Below are 13,958 nucleotides of genomic sequence, written 5' to 3'. Positions count from 1 at the left end.
AAATAAAATTCTAAACCAAATTAGGCTGGTAATGAATCTAAAAATTCTCAGCTGAAGATTTGCAAGACAAAACATTAAACTAGATTGGAAATCTCCTCAACCTAGTTTGTTTCTATTTTCTTTTGATAAAGGTAGGAAATCAAAGCTAACCCCATTACGCCTAGACCAAGTAGGAGAAAGGTGGCTGTGCGGACACTCGGCAGAAGGGTCATCAGAAAAGTCGCAGGAGGCATGAAAAGAATTGCCAGCGTATAGATCGTTGAGAAAACGCGACCTAGATACTGCTTGTCCACCTTGGTCTGAACCTGGCTGAAGAAATGAATGTTGAAAACAGTCATAAAGAGCTCGCAGATAAGATTACCAGAATAAGAAAAATATGGATGAACCGGTAGCAAGGCAGAGATGCCCATGACTGCGACTCCGACACCAGTCAATAGCAGAGCTAGGAGTAGATTTCCCATACTGGCCTTAACCTTGCTAGCTAGAATGGCTCCGATGATTGAGCCTATAGCACCCAAACTCAAAATGGTCGCATAAGAGCTGGTCTTATCGTAGAGCTGATTGGTAAAAGGCAATAGATAATTAAAGGCCGCAAAGAAGAAGTTAACTGCTGAAGCTACCAAGAGCAGAAAGAAAATTTCTTTTTGCTGACGGATATAAACTAAACCTTCCTTGATATCTCTCAGGATATTGCCAAGATTGATGGGAGACTGCTGCTTGCCTGGCTCATGATTAGGCAGAAAGTAAACCAAGGCAAAAGCCAGAAAGAAGCTAAGAGCATCCAGCTGAAGAGTCATGCGCAGATTTGCATACTGCATCACGATAAAAGACAAAACTGGAGCTGAAACACTGATAACCTGCAAGGCCAGTTCCAGATGAGAATTGTAGGCCACAATGTCATCCTTGTCCACAATCTCTGTAATGTAGGATTTATTAGCCGGCCGAGAAAAAGCAAAGGCTATAGCCTGTACCACATTGGCCAAAATCAGCGCTCCAATCATGAGCTGGTTATTAGATATAAAGGAAATCAGCAGACAAAGTCCAGCACAAATCAAGTCCGTTACCATCAGCACCTTCCGTCTGGAAAAGCGATCCGTAATGGCCCCACCCAGAGGATTGAATAAGATAGAAGTGATTAGCTCAGATATCTGATAAATGCCCAAGACAGTCTGTCCCAGAGTTCCCAAAGAAGCAAGCCAGATGCTATTCCCATAATCATAAAGCATATTCCCAATTTTATTAATAGCAGCCCGTGTAATCAGCTGTGCTGCCTGTCGATTCATAAAAACACCTCCTTTCATTTCTGAAACTATTGTATCAGGAATGGAGGGAGGTTCTTTATTTTTCCCGTATTTAGGAAATTATACTTTTACAAACTTATCGAAATGCTCTTTATAATAGGCGACTTGCTCAGGTAAATTCAGCACTTCAAAGATGTGCATGGCTTCCTGCATTTGCGTGATGCCCTGCTTCTTCTGCTCCTTCTGATAAGCAGCAAACCCCTTGAGATAGAGGAACACATTGCGTTCATAGAGTTTAATGCCCTTGCCAATGATTTTCTCTACATAAACCTCAAAATAACTAGCCTTATCAAAAGAACGACTTTCCAAACAATGCTGGTAACAATTGAGGGCTAAAATCAAGACCAGTCTCTTATGGCGACCGATTTCTTTGTAGTAGTCCTCCCGCTCCATAACTTCCTTGCCCAGACGGTAGACATAGTCCACATCATAAAAGCTATAGAGATTGCCAAAGAGGATCAGCTCGTACATGGTCCAATCTTCCACTTGGAAAAGATAATCAGCCACCTTATCTAAATCCTCTTGCCTCATGCAAAACTGGCTGTCTCGCTGACAAATCAAGCCCTGCATCAAAATCCAATTCAGCTCATAGTAAAGAGGCGCACTGCTGGCCTTGGCCTTTTCCAACTGCTCCGCTTGCAAGTCCTGAAATCCCTTGATGTCATTTGAGTAGTAAAGAGGGATAATCTTACCCATCATGGCCACGTGCTCATGCTGCTGGAAATTCCTTGCCTTATCCATAAAATTTTCAAGGGTCACATGAATATTATCCAAGAGAGCTAAAAATTTCGAGAGAGTCATATCCGACTCACCCAGCTCAAAACGAGACAGCTGAGAAGTCGAGCAAACCTGATCCGCCGCTTCCTTTAAAGAATAATGCCCATTTAAACGAAAATCACGAAAAACTTTACCTAAATCTTCCATTTGTTTACCACTTAAATTCCTTTAATTGCTGTTTCGCTTCCCTAGTCGCTCTTTATTCGGATTTTACTTTCAGATAAGACTTATTTCATCAAAATCTTATCGGTCGAAAATCGGAAAAGGCAAATTCTACAAAAAGAACTCGTCCGAAAATAGAACGTTCGGGATTTGCTCTCAGACTAACCGTCCGAAAATCTGACAGAGTCATTTCGCTCCAAAATAGCTTCTCAGAAAATCTGACGGGCTGACTTTTCTTTAAAAAAACTTAGATTACATGAAGAATAGTTTATTTTTCTCGAAAAAATCTCAGAACACATGTAAAAATTCGTCTCTTGTTCTCAAGGAAAAAATCTTTCATGAAGAATCTTCCTTTTTGCCACAAAATCAGAAATTCCACATATTAAAATTCGCTTTTTATTCTTTTGGAACTGATTTCACATGTGAAATTAAGTATCTTGAACTCTAGGAAACTAGGCATTCCTGTAGCTGTTCTATTTCTTCCTACACCTTCTCCGCTAGTTCTTCCCATTCTAGCATAGCTTCTTCTTGGGCGGCGATCAACTGGTCGATTTGCTGCTGGCTCTCCATGAGTTCACTGGCGTCGTTGGTAGCTTGCATGGCTTCCTGAAGCTGACTGATCTGACTATCCAAGTCCTCGATTTGCGCTTCCAATTGCTCTAAGCGTCGGGCCAGCCGACGCTGTTCTTTCTGATTTTCCTTTTGAAGCTGATAGTCATAGTCATTGGCAGGTGCTGGCTTGTCAGAATCGACCTGCTCCGACTCCTCACGCAAGGCTTCCTGCTCTGCCTTTTTCTCCAAATAGTAGTCATAATCACCCAAATAAAGGGTGGAGCCTGTCTCAGAAAGCTCGATGATATGTGTGGTCACGCGATTGATAAAGTAACGGTCATGGCTGACAAAGAGCAGGGTGCCGTCAAAGTCAATCAGGGCATTTTCCAGCACCTCCTTGCTGTCAATGTCCAGGTGGTTAGTCGGCTCGTCGAGGATGAGGAAGTTGTTGTTTTCCATAGACAGCTTGGCTAGAAGCAACCGCGCCCGCTCTCCACCTGATAGCATGCCGACAGACTTCTTGACATCGTCTCCCGAGAAGAGAAAAGCGCCTAAGCGATTGCGAATCTCGACCTCTGGCGTCAGCTTGAAGTCATTCCATAGCTCATCAAGAACCGTATTGCTGGCAGTCAGTTTGCTCTGGGTTTGGTCATAGTAGCCCACTTCCACATTAGCCCCCAGCTGCTCCTTGCCTCTGATGAAGGGCACTTGTCCGATTAGTGATTTAATCAAGGTCGTCTTCCCAATCCCATTTGGTCCGACAATAGCTACCGCATTAAACTTGCGAATGTCAAGGTTAATCGGCTCCGACAGGACTTCCTCACCGTAGCCAATAGCTGCATCTTCCAAGGTCAGCACAACATTGCCCGAAACTTTATCAGATTTGAATGTCATATTAGCCGATCGACTGCCGGTCTCCGGCCTGTCCAAACGCTCCATCTTTTCCAGCTGCTTACGACGGGACTGAGCCCGCTTGGTTGTAGAAGCCCGGACCAGATTGCGATTGACAAAGTCCTCCAGCGCAGCGATTTCTTTCTGTTGCTTTTCGTAGTTCTTGGCTTCAGTGGCCAGCTTCTGCTCCTTTTGGACCACAAAGCTAGAGTAATTGCCCACATAGCGATCCAAGGAATGTTTGGTCAAATCCAGCGTGATGGTCGCAACCTTGTCTAGGAAATAGCGGTCGTGGCTGACGATGATCAGGGCACCTTTATAATTTACCAAATAATTTTCCAGCCAAGCAATGGTCTCGATATCCAAGTGATTGGTTGGCTCGTCTAAGACTAGCAGTTCTGGCTTCTCCAAAAGCATCTTGGCCAGAGCCAGACGGGTATTCTGCCCGCCCGAAAGCTCAGAAATCTTCATCTTCCACATGGATTGGTCAAACTTGAAGCCATTCAAAATAGCTCGAATATCGGCCTCGTAGGTAAAACCACCTTTCTGGCGAAAGTCCTCTGACAGCTGGTCATACTGGGTCATGAGAACCGTCAGGTCTTTCCCTGACAATTCTCCCATTTGCAGCTCCATCTGACGCAAGCGCTTCTCCTGCTGGCGCAGGCTATCAAAGACCAGCAGCATCTCGTCGTAGATAGTATTCTCCGACTCAAAGCGGCTGTCCTGAGCCAGATAGGACAGGGATAAGTCTCGTTTTTTATTGATTTGACCAGAAGTCGGCTCTTCCTCGCCCACTAAAATCTTGAGCAGGGTTGACTTCCCAGCTCCGTTTTTACCGACCAGAGCAATCCGGTCACTCTCATCCACCTGCAGGTTGATATTATCAAAAAGTAGCTCCCCTGCAAAAGAGCGTTCAATCTTGTTTGCTTGTAAAATAATCATAAGACCATTATAGCAGATTTCCAAGTACAGAGCCATTGGCTGTCATAAAAAATGCAATCCAAACTATCTGTCTCTCAAGCCAATTCAAAGAAAAATTTTAAATTTTTTCGCAAGCACTCCGACCAGAATATCCTGTATAGTGATTGAGCACCAAGCTCTCCCTACCATCAAATCAGACTTTAAATTTATTGGCATACCCAAAAAAGCCGAAAGAGCTCAACTCTAACGACTTTATCTTTTATTCAACCATTTGTGTCTCAGCTAGTTTCTTATACCAGTGAGCGGATTTCTTCGGATAGCGCTCCTGCGTTTCGAAGTCTACGTAGAATAAGCCGTAGCGTTTTTCATAACCGTTAGACCAAGAAAAGACATCCATCAAAGACCAGATAAAGTAGCCCTTGACATTAGCCCCATCCGCAATCGCATCGGATAAAACTTCCAAATGCTGCTTGACATAGTCAATCCGAGCATCGTCGTAAACTGTATTGTCCACAAATTCATCTTTATAACCGAGACCATTTTCAGTGATATAGATCTTCTTGTAGTTGGGATAATCCTTCTTAATCCGCATGATCTGGTCATAGAGACCTTGCGGATAGATAATCCAATCCCAATCAGTTTTTGGTATATGGGTTGGAGATTCTCTGCGCCCTACACCCTTAATTTGGTACTTGGAGCTTCCCTTTTCGCCTTTTCCGTTATGGATAATTTCAGTTTCACCGTCAAAGTCGCGCATCCAGTCACTCATATAGTAGTTGATGCCAAGGAAGTCATTGAGGTCTTTAGCTGCTTCTAGAGCTGCAAAGTCTTCATCTCGTAGATCCAGCTGGCCACCATTGACCTTAAGGATATGATTCACTCCTGCCAGAGTAACATCTGAATAGTGTCCCAGATAAGTCGCATCTAGGATAAATTTGTTATGAATAATATCTTCCAACTCTGCCGCTCTGACATCTGCTGGATTTTCCGGATTGTAAGGATATTTTGTCGGAAGTGCATGAACGACACCAATTTCACCCTTGTAGTCCTTGTCCTTATAAAGCTTAACGGCACGGGCATGGGAGACCATCATGTTGTGATGGGATTGGAAAACCTTGGCTAAGTCATACTGGATACCTGGCGGGAATTTTCCGACTAAGTACTGACCATCACCAATGGGGCCAATTTCATTGAAAGTCGTCCAATAGCGAACTTCTGGAAATTCTTCAAAACAGAAAGCCGCATAGTCTACAAAGTGCTCGATATTCTCCCGATTCAGGAAATCTCCGTTTGAGTGGAGAGCTTCTGGCGTATCAAAATGGTGAAGAGTCACAAAGGGTTCCACATGCCGCTTGTGACATTCTGCGAAAAGATTATGGTAAAACTCTACACCTTTTGGATTGACCTCGCCATAGCCTGTCGGGAAAATCCGTGACCAAGCAATAGAAATCCGAATCCCATTGACGCCATACTCTTCAGCCAATTTCAGATCCACTGGGTATTTGTGGTAAAAGTCACTGGCAGGCTCCGCAGTGTACCAGTAATTATCTTCTAGGTATTTATCCCAGGCAACAGGTCCTTTTCCATCTGTGTGAGTCGCCCCTTCAGCTTGATAGGCTGCTGTTGCACCACCGAAAATAAAATCTTTAGGTAAGCTTTTTGTCATCTTATTTTCCTTTCAATAGCATTTGAGATGAAGGCAAGCTTGATGATATTCTTATCAAGTTGCTTCATCTCACATAAACAGATTTAGTTCTTGAATTGCTCCTGAACAAAGGCCAGTGCTCCTTTGCCATCACGGGTTAGTTTGATGTATTGGCCACCTTCAGTCTTAGCCAGCTTGATACCCAATTTATCAGTTTCCGCCTTCATGTCTTCAAAGTTGGAGGCAACTTGAGGAGCAAGGATAACCAGGTCAAATTCAGGTAACATCTCACGGTGAGCACCGTATCCACCCGCTGCTGCTTTGACAGGAACATTGTATTCAGCTGCTGCTTTATTCAAAGCGTTGGCCAGCAATCCACTAGTACCACCACCTGCACAGAGCACCAGAACATTGGTTTCTTCGCTAATATTGTTTTGCGCTGGAGCTTCTTCATCCACTCCTGCTTTTTCAAGGATAGCGTCTGCTTTAGCAGTATTAAAGTTAGCTGCTACTTTTTCTTTAAGAGCATCGTTAGCTTTGCCAGAACGTTCTTCTTCCAGGATTTGTTCGTCATAAACCTTGACAAATGGATAGTAAATAATCACATCCACTACGACAAGAAGGGCTGCAAGAACAAAGGACAGAAGCTGGAAGTTGGTACCCAGCACAATTCCCAGAGGTCCAGGTGTCACCCAAGGAAGGTTGGCTGAGAAGGAGTTCATGTTTAAGGTATCAACAAAGAATTTGAAAATCCATACGTTTGCGATAGGCGCAAAGATAAATGGAATAAAGAAAATCGGATTGAGTACGATTGGTGCACCAAAGAGAATAGGTTCATTAACACCAAAGAAAGTTGGGACAACAGATGCTCGTCCAATCGCACGGTTACGCTCAGACTTACAGATCCACATGAAGAGGAATGGAACAATCAAGGTCGCACCAGTACCACCCATAGTAACGATGAACATTTGAGTACCAGAAGTGATGACCTTATCCGCATGTTGACCAGCTTGAAGCAAGGCCAAGTTGGCATCGATATTGGCATAAGTAATGGCAGCAATGGCAGGCTCAACGATAGACGGACCGTGAATTCCTACAAACCAGAAGAAGGCATAAGCACCAAAGATAAGCGTGATTCCCAGATAGCCGTCTGCCGCTGAGAAGAGCGGAGCAAGAAGTGTTCCGATAGATTCTGCAACGGTTACTCCCAGACTTGCTTTAACTAGCAGTTCCAAACCGTAGAGCAGAACAACTGATACAGTAAATGGAATCAAGTCTTTAAATACTTGGGAAATATTTGGTGGAACTTCTTCTGGCATGCGGATGGTGACATTATTTTTTACACAAACCTTATAGACATTAACCGTAACAAAGGCTGCGATGAAAGCTGTCAAAAGACCTTTGGTTCCCATGAAGGCAGTTAGGAAGCCGCCTTCCTTGGCAGGCTCAGCAGCCATGAGGAGGAAGCCGACCATAGAAGCCAGCATAGTAGACAAGAAGTTAATCTGGTTTGTCGCAGGCAAGTCGCGGTTGACAGAGTCTGTCAAAGCCTTTGCAGTGGTCCCACCAACAAAGAAAGCCAGAATCCCCATCGAATAGCTATAAGGAGTCATTAGGAAAGTTTCAATGTCCTTAGACCAATGGAAACCCCAAGCATTTGGCACATAGGCAATCAAGATAAAAATAGATGAGAAGAGGATGACTGGCATACCGGCGATAAAGCCATCCCGAATAGCACGGAGATAGATATTCCGAGAAATCTTCTCAAAGAAAGGCTTTCCTTTCTCAATAAGTCCGATGAGTTTATTCATTATTTTACTCCTCTTTTGTATAGTTCAATCATGTGTTTCATCAAATCCTTAAGCAACAAGGTTGTCATCAGGTGGTCTTGACCATGCATCATGGTCACGCTATAGGCCAAATCCTCACCAGCAGCTTCTTTGGTCAAAAGACTGGTCTGAGCATGGTGCGCTTCGACGATACAAGCATTTGCTTCTTCCACCAAACTTTCTGCGCGGTCAAATTCTCCAGCCTGAGCTGCATTTAGTGCTTCCAGCAACTTGGAGCGAGCGTCACCTGCGTAGGCTACGATTTCAAAACCAAGTAATGTTACTTCTTCTCTATTCATGATAGATCCTCCTTTTAATGTTCCTTATAGTAATCGTTGAATATGTAAAACCAGATAAACTCGCTCACTATGATACAAGTCTATTCCAGTTTTCTGAGCAATAATCTCATAAAGACTACTTCCGATTTGATAAGCTTTGGGATAGGTCAGTTTAATCTGACTTTCCATTTCTAACAGTGAAACATTATCATCTCGGCTTCTGTCTAAGTAATCTAAGAAGTAATTGAGATGAATCATAAATCGGTCATAGAAGTTGCTATTCTCCGATGTTCTTTTAATTCCCTGCTTTCTCAGCTCTTCTTCTACAGCCGCTAGAATTTCCTTCCGCTGATCTAAATGACCTTGCCCTGCTGGACTGGAGACCCCTTCTGCATTGATAAAGTGATAGGCGATTCTGTTTATTTCATCGTCTGGAAATGCTTCTAAGAGTCGTTCCCGATAAATAGCTACTGCTTCTTGAGCAATTTGATAAGGAATGGGATATTTATCTGAAGCATCTGGCAGATCACTACTCTTGTACCGTCCCTGCTGGAGCGCTTGATAAGAACAGTAAATATGATCCGTCAGTGTGACATAAATATACTCCTGGACTGGGTAATGGTATTTCTTAGAAAGCGTGTCAATCACATCGTAAGTCACTGTGATAAAGTCCAGCGGCACATCTTTGAGCAAGGCTACAAAGTTTTCCTTGGACTCTTCCGTTCTCATACGAAAGACTTTCTCAATCTTACTTTCCAGAACAGGATCACCCTTTTTCTTATTGAATGCTATCCCACTACCAATCAGAACAACCTCTTCACCATTTTCATGTTTGGCTAGAGCAACATTGTTATTCATAGGAAGTATGATTCGATACATAGTTCCCTCCTTATCATTTTCTTGAGCCTTCGTGAAATAAAAATGACCGCAAACAAACGGAAAAACACAAGAGCACTTGCCTCTTCCAATTCATTTGCGGTCACGCCTAATCCAACTTAGTAACGCTCACCCTATTCAATTTATGGTTTCATTATAGCACATCAAAATGTGAATGTAAACCCTTTCTTTTGTTTTTTTTAAATATTTTTTAGAAGTCCACTTTTTTACTAAAGATTTAGCACTGTTGCAAGCTTGTCCACACGAAAACTCATTACATTAATATATATGTAATAAATATCAAAGAGTACAAGGCATTCTAAAAACTTCTTGGAAAGCTTGCACTGAACTTGCCATGAAAGACTTGCTCTCACTCGATTAAGGCTCTTCATGTCATAAGTTTTTTTCTTCTATAAAAAATTGCTTGTAGTTTACAGAAAACTCCCTAGAACTTCTTGATTTTGCATGACCAAGTAAATGCCCAGCAAAATAATCAAAACAAAAAGACTTAGCTTTATCATCCCTTTGACAAAACGAACAATCCATAGAATAATCATGGAACCAATCAGCCACATAATGGCTGAATGCTGGAAAAATCCTTGAACTGTCTCCACATTCTCGCCAAAGAAGGCCTGAATAGGCGCTGGAACATGAGTCTCCCAAGCTGCTGTCACGCCTAGCTGGTTAGCAATGTCGCTGCCGCTTTTCCACAGCCAAGCAAAAATTCCTGAGTTAAAAAGAAAGAGGAAAACTTGCTCTGGGAAGCGTCTAATAAAATTAAAAATCGTTTTTAGCATACCTTTATGATTGATACAAGTCTTTTACAGCCTGGATATCTGCTGGCTGAATACTATAAAATGAGCCTGCCGACTGCATCACTGATTCCTCCTCATTATGGTCTAATCCGATAGCATGGCCCAATTCGTGCGCTGCTGTATTGACAATCCGCTCATGAGAATAACCATAGCGTCTGTCCAACAAGTAGTAACTATTAAGGCGAACAGTCACATGGGTGAAACGATTGGTCAGCAGGTTGGTCTTGGACTCTGCCTCGCCAGCTGCACTGACATTGCCATCATTCATCTCCGTCGCAACAATATCCGCCTTGTCTTTGTCATTGATGATTTGAAAGGTGAAGACACCTGTCTGGTTCCAAGAATCAATGGCCTCCTGATAGGCTGAACGGAAGGTTTCATTATTTGTATCGATATAAATTGTGGCGCTTGGCTGATCCCAACGAGCCCCTGTTGTTGCATGCTCATCTGTCAGCTGATGGGACTGAATTCCCTCACTAGTCTGAAAACCAGTGGAAAGTCCTTGATGCGTTAAGAATTGATCCACTTGAGTAACAGTAGTTCGAAGAGCCTGCGATAATCCCTCTGCCCCCGTCTCTGTCGAAGTAGTAAAATAAAAAACACCTACAAGAACAAGGAAACTGAGTGCCACAGACCAAATAAGTCCCCAGATGAGCCGCCAAAGAAAGCGGACTATAAATCTAATAGAATTAAAAATAAACTTCACGGCAAGCTCCTTTCTCATAGAATGCACGAGAGATTTAGTCTAGCATCTTTCGCTTAAATAAAACTGAATATGCATAAAGAGCAAGTATCGCAATAAATGACTCGGATGTAAACTCCCACTTGAAAAGACGAAAAAAGAAGCTGAGAAACTCAGCCTCTTCTTAAGTAAATTACAATTCGATATCACCGAAAAGATCAGCCATTGAGAATCCAGTTTGAGTTTCTGGAAGCTCGAAGTCACGTTTTTCTTGACGACGTGGACGACGTGGACGAGATTGACGTTTTTCTTCTTTTTGGCCTTCTTCTTGAGCTGGACGCTCTTCAAGAGCCTTGATAGAAAGTGATACACGCTCAGCAGCAGCATTCACTTCAAGAACTTTAACAGTTACTTCTTGACCAACTTTAAGAGCATCTTTTGGATTTTCAACACGTTTGTGTGAAATTTGTGAGATGTGAACAAGTCCGTCAATACCTGGCAATACTTCAACGAAAGCACCGAAGTCAGTCAAACGTTTTACTGTACCTTCAACTACATCGCCAGCAGCAAGTTTTTGTTCAACACCATCCCATGGTCCAGGGGTTGTAGCTTTAAGTGAAAGAGACACGCGGCCTTCTTCTTCGTTCAAATCAAGAACTTTCACTTCGATTTCGTCACCAACTGAAACAACAGATTTTGGTGAAACGTTGCGCTCGTGAGAAAGTTCAGTCAAGTGAACCAAACCATCAACACCACCAAGGTCAATGAAAGCACCGAAGCTTGTGATGCGAGCAACTTTACCAGTCACAACATCACCAACATTCAATTTACCAAATACTTCTGCACGCGCTGCTGCAGCTTCTGCTTCTACAACTTCACGACGTGAAAGGATGAAGCGGTTTTCTTTTGGATCTACTTCTTTGATCTTAGCATCAAATTCTTGACCTACAAAACGTTCAGTGTTGCGAACGAAACGAGTATCGAGCATTGAAGCTGGAATAAATCCACGAAGTCCTTCAAACTCAACAGAAAGTCCACCTTTAACAGCACGAGTGCCCTTAACAGTAACAACTTCTTCTTCACGACCAACCAATTTGTCCCATGCTTTGCGAGCTTCTAAACGTTTTTTAGATACTAGGTAAGTAACTGTATCTGTATCTTTACCTACTACTTGACGAAGAACAAGCAATTCAAGTGTGTCACCTGGTTTTACAAAGTCATTGATGTCAGCATCACGATCATTTGTCAACTCACGCAGAGTCAAAACCCCTTCAACACCAGTACCAGCAATGGCAACATTAGCTTGGTTAGCATCCACTGTCAATACTTCAGCAGTAACGACATCACCTGGCTCGACTTGGCTAACACTGTTTAGCAAATCTTCAAATTCATTCATCTAAAAAAATCCTCCAACAATCAAGTATACTACTTGACATACTTATAATTATTTTCCTAAGCACCCGCAAACGACATTGATTTATCTTTACCGTTTTCCACCCTATAAAGAAATAAAATATCCGACGATATTTTATCCTTTATCTGATATATTACCTAAGAACTGGGGTAGCTGGATTCGAACCAACGCATGAGGGAGTCAAAGTCCCTTGCCTTACCGCTTGGCTATACCCCAATGATGAAATGGAGAGAGAGGGATTCGAACCCCCGAACCCGAAGGAGCGGATTTACAGTCCGCCGCGTTTAGCCTCTTCGCTATCTCTCCGACAATCAACGATATCAATTATATCATTAATCTAATAAAAGCGCAAGCCCTTATTTTCCTAAATTGTAGGTTTCAATCAAAGTTTCCACCGCTTTTTCAAGCTTTTTATATAAACTTTCAACATTTCCATTCTTGATAATAGCAAACTGACCGTCAAACTCGGCAATCTCGCCAATGACTTTTTTCCCAATAGAAAGTGTGTAGCCATCAAATTGATCCGCACCAAGTGTCACCTTACTATCCGCAATCTGAATCTCAATTTTTTTATCTTTTTTACTCATTCTTCTACCTCTTTCAAGTTTCTATTTTACACAAAAATAGCAAAGCTGGCAAGTGATTTCCTCAATAAAAAGAGCCTCAAAGGGCTCTTAAAGTTATTCGTCTACTTTTACAATCCAACCTTCTGGGGCTTCCACATCACCAAATTGGATACCAGTCAGCTCATCGTAGAGTCTGCGAGTCACTGGACCGACTTCTGTCTCGCTATAGAACACATGGAAATCATCACCGTGCTGGATTCCTCCAATTGGTGAGATAACTGCTGCCGTACCACAAGCTCCTGCTTCGACAAAGCGATCTAAGTTATCAATCGGAACATCACCTTCAACCGGAGTCATGCCCAAGCGGTGTTCTGCCAAGTAAAGTAAAGAATATTTGGTAATGGACGGCAGAATGGACGGGCTAAGCGGAGTCACAAATTCATTGTTTGCTGTAATTCCAAAGAAGTTGGCTGATCCGACTTCTTCAATTTTGGTATGAGTTGACGGATCTAGGTAGATAACATCAGAGAAGTTGCGAGACTTAGCCATCTTACCTGGTAGGAGACTAGCTGCGTAGTTACCACCCACCTTAGCAGCACCCGTACCATGTGGAGCTGCACGGTCATATTCATCTTGGATCAAGAAGTTGGTTGGAACCAAGCCACCCTTGAAGTAGTTTCCAACTGGCATAGCAAAAATCGTAAAAATGTACTCCTCTGCTGGTTTTACACCGATGATATCTCCGATACCAATCAAAAGGGGACGAAGGTAGAGAGTTCCCCCTGTTCCATATGGCGGTACATAGTCTTCGTTTGCGCGGACAACAGCCTTACACGCTTCCACAAACATTTCAGTTGAAACTTGTGGCATCAAGAGACGATCACATGTGCGTTGCAGGCGCTTAGCATTCTCATCTGGACGGAAAAGCTGGACACTGCCATCCTTGGTACGATAAGCCTTTAGACCTTCGAAAGCCTGCTGGCCATAGTGAAGACTTGGTGAAGACTCCGAAATATGCAGGGTCGCATCTTCTGTCAGCTTGCCTTCTTCCCACTGACCATTTCGATAATAAGCGATATAGCGATAAGGCAATTTCATATATGAAAAGCCAAGATTTTCCCAATCAAGATTTACTGTCATAGTCTTTTTCCTCTTTTCCTTATCTTTCAATTTATAGATACTCCCTATTGTACACCTTTTTCTGAAAAATTCAATCATTATTTTCAATTTTCTGAAAATTTATTTTTTA

The 13,958-nt window shown here is 42.7% G+C and carries 12 protein-coding genes and 2 tRNA genes; all 14 read right to left on the bottom strand.

Going from position 1 to position 13,958, the window contains the following annotated elements:
* Window positions 1-101 precede the first annotated feature (101 nt).
* The 14 genes from D8790_RS07120 to D8790_RS07055 all read right to left on the bottom strand — a co-directional run bounded on the left by D8790_RS07120 (window position 102) and on the right by D8790_RS07055 (window position 13,927).
* Window positions 102-1,283, bottom strand: coding sequence for an MFS transporter (locus D8790_RS07120; protein ID WP_125388108.1), 1,182 nt, complete (start codon window positions 1,281-1,283; stop codon window positions 102-104).
* Window positions 1,284-1,361: 78 nt separating this feature from the next.
* On the bottom strand, window positions 1,362-2,225 hold the full coding sequence (locus D8790_RS07115; protein WP_125388107.1) for an Rgg family transcriptional regulator: 864 nt from the start codon (window positions 2,223-2,225) through the stop codon (window positions 1,362-1,364).
* Window positions 2,226-2,723: 498 nt separating this feature from the next.
* Window positions 2,724-4,625 carry an ABC-F family ATP-binding cassette domain-containing protein gene (locus tag D8790_RS07110; protein WP_125388106.1) on the bottom strand — a complete coding sequence of 634 codons (1,902 nt, stop codon included), beginning with the start codon at window positions 4,623-4,625 and terminating at the stop codon, window positions 2,724-2,726.
* A gap of 238 nt (window positions 4,626-4,863) precedes the next feature.
* Window positions 4,864-6,270, bottom strand: a complete 1,407-nt coding sequence (gene lacG / locus D8790_RS07105; RefSeq protein WP_125388105.1) for a 6-phospho-beta-galactosidase — start codon at window positions 6,268-6,270, stop codon at window positions 4,864-4,866.
* An 83-nt stretch (window positions 6,271-6,353) separates the two neighbouring features.
* A complete protein-coding gene (locus D8790_RS07100) occupies window positions 6,354-8,060 on the bottom strand; it encodes a lactose-specific PTS transporter subunit EIIC (protein ID WP_125388104.1) in 1,707 nt (568 codons plus the stop codon).
* Entirely contained in the window at window positions 8,060-8,377 is a 318-nt protein-coding gene (gene lacF / locus D8790_RS07095) for a PTS lactose transporter subunit IIA (RefSeq protein ID WP_125371058.1), read from the bottom strand. The genes D8790_RS07100 and lacF overlap by 1 nt, the downstream gene beginning before the upstream one ends.
* A 24-nt stretch (window positions 8,378-8,401) precedes the next feature.
* Window positions 8,402-9,235 (bottom strand): PRD domain-containing protein, encoded by an 834-nt coding sequence (locus tag D8790_RS07090; RefSeq protein WP_125388103.1) that lies wholly within the window; start codon window positions 9,233-9,235, stop codon window positions 8,402-8,404.
* Between the two features lie 428 nt (window positions 9,236-9,663).
* On the bottom strand, window positions 9,664-10,029 hold the full coding sequence (locus D8790_RS07085; RefSeq protein WP_125373483.1) for a hypothetical protein: 366 nt from the start codon (window positions 10,027-10,029) through the stop codon (window positions 9,664-9,666).
* A 4-nt stretch (window positions 10,030-10,033) separates the two neighbouring features.
* The gene (locus D8790_RS07080) at window positions 10,034-10,771 is read right to left on the bottom strand and encodes a matrixin family metalloprotease (RefSeq protein WP_185761927.1); all 738 of its coding nucleotides are present in this window, start codon (window positions 10,769-10,771) and stop codon (window positions 10,034-10,036) included.
* 151 nt (window positions 10,772-10,922) lie between these two features.
* Window positions 10,923-12,125, bottom strand: a complete 1,203-nt coding sequence (gene rpsA / locus D8790_RS07075; protein ID WP_015604624.1) for a 30S ribosomal protein S1 — start codon at window positions 12,123-12,125, stop codon at window positions 10,923-10,925.
* A 162-nt stretch (window positions 12,126-12,287) separates the two neighbouring features.
* Window positions 12,288-12,359: transfer RNA gene (locus D8790_RS07070), tRNA-Gln, on the bottom strand.
* A 9-nt stretch (window positions 12,360-12,368) separates the two neighbouring features.
* Window positions 12,369-12,449: transfer RNA gene (locus D8790_RS07065), tRNA-Tyr, on the bottom strand.
* A 50-nt stretch (window positions 12,450-12,499) separates the two neighbouring features.
* On the bottom strand, window positions 12,500-12,730 hold the full coding sequence (locus tag D8790_RS07060) for a DUF2969 domain-containing protein (RefSeq protein WP_125388101.1): 231 nt from the start codon (window positions 12,728-12,730) through the stop codon (window positions 12,500-12,502).
* A gap of 93 nt (window positions 12,731-12,823) precedes the next feature.
* Window positions 12,824-13,927: a branched-chain amino acid aminotransferase gene (locus D8790_RS07055; protein WP_125388100.1), complete on the bottom strand. Its 1,104-nt coding sequence runs from the start codon at window positions 13,925-13,927 to the stop codon at window positions 12,824-12,826.
* Window positions 13,928-13,958 lie beyond the last annotated feature (31 nt).

The organism is Streptococcus cristatus (assembly GCF_003943535.1).
GTDB lineage: Bacteria > Bacillota > Bacilli > Lactobacillales > Streptococcaceae > Streptococcus > Streptococcus cristatus_L.
Note: the sequence above shows the minus strand (reverse complement) of the source record. Positions and strands in the feature narration are given on the sequence as shown.

What these genes read in the sequence shown, in the direction of transcription:
- D8790_RS07085 (WP_125373483.1), bottom strand. Translation starts at nt 10,029, where the DNA reads ATGCTAAAAACGATTTTTAATTTTATTAGACGCTTCCCAGAGCAAGTT.
- D8790_RS07080 (WP_185761927.1), bottom strand. Translation starts at nt 10,771, where the DNA reads ATGAGAAAGGAGCTTGCCGTGAAGTTTATTTTTAATTCTATTAGATTT.
- D8790_RS07090 (WP_125388103.1), bottom strand. Translation starts at nt 9,235, where the DNA reads ATGTATCGAATCATACTTCCTATGAATAACAATGTTGCTCTAGCCAAA.
- lacG (WP_125388105.1), bottom strand. Translation starts at nt 6,270, where the DNA reads ATGACAAAAAGCTTACCTAAAGATTTTATTTTCGGTGGTGCAACAGCA.
- D8790_RS07120 (WP_125388108.1), bottom strand. Translation starts at nt 1,283, where the DNA reads ATGAATCGACAGGCAGCACAGCTGATTACACGGGCTGCTATTAATAAA.
- D8790_RS07055 (WP_125388100.1), bottom strand. Translation starts at nt 13,927, where the DNA reads ATGATTGAATTTTTCAGAAAAAGGTGTACAATAGGGAGTATCTATAAA.
- D8790_RS07100 (WP_125388104.1), bottom strand. Translation starts at nt 8,060, where the DNA reads ATGAATAAACTCATCGGACTTATTGAGAAAGGAAAGCCTTTCTTTGAG.
- D8790_RS07110 (WP_125388106.1), bottom strand. Translation starts at nt 4,625, where the DNA reads ATGATTATTTTACAAGCAAACAAGATTGAACGCTCTTTTGCAGGGGAG.
- rpsA (WP_015604624.1), bottom strand. Translation starts at nt 12,125, where the DNA reads ATGAATGAATTTGAAGATTTGCTAAACAGTGTTAGCCAAGTCGAGCCA.
- D8790_RS07060 (WP_125388101.1), bottom strand. Translation starts at nt 12,730, where the DNA reads ATGAGTAAAAAAGATAAAAAAATTGAGATTCAGATTGCGGATAGTAAG.
- D8790_RS07115 (WP_125388107.1), bottom strand. Translation starts at nt 2,225, where the DNA reads ATGGAAGATTTAGGTAAAGTTTTTCGTGATTTTCGTTTAAATGGGCAT.
- lacF (WP_125371058.1), bottom strand. Translation starts at nt 8,377, where the DNA reads ATGAATAGAGAAGAAGTAACATTACTTGGTTTTGAAATCGTAGCCTAC.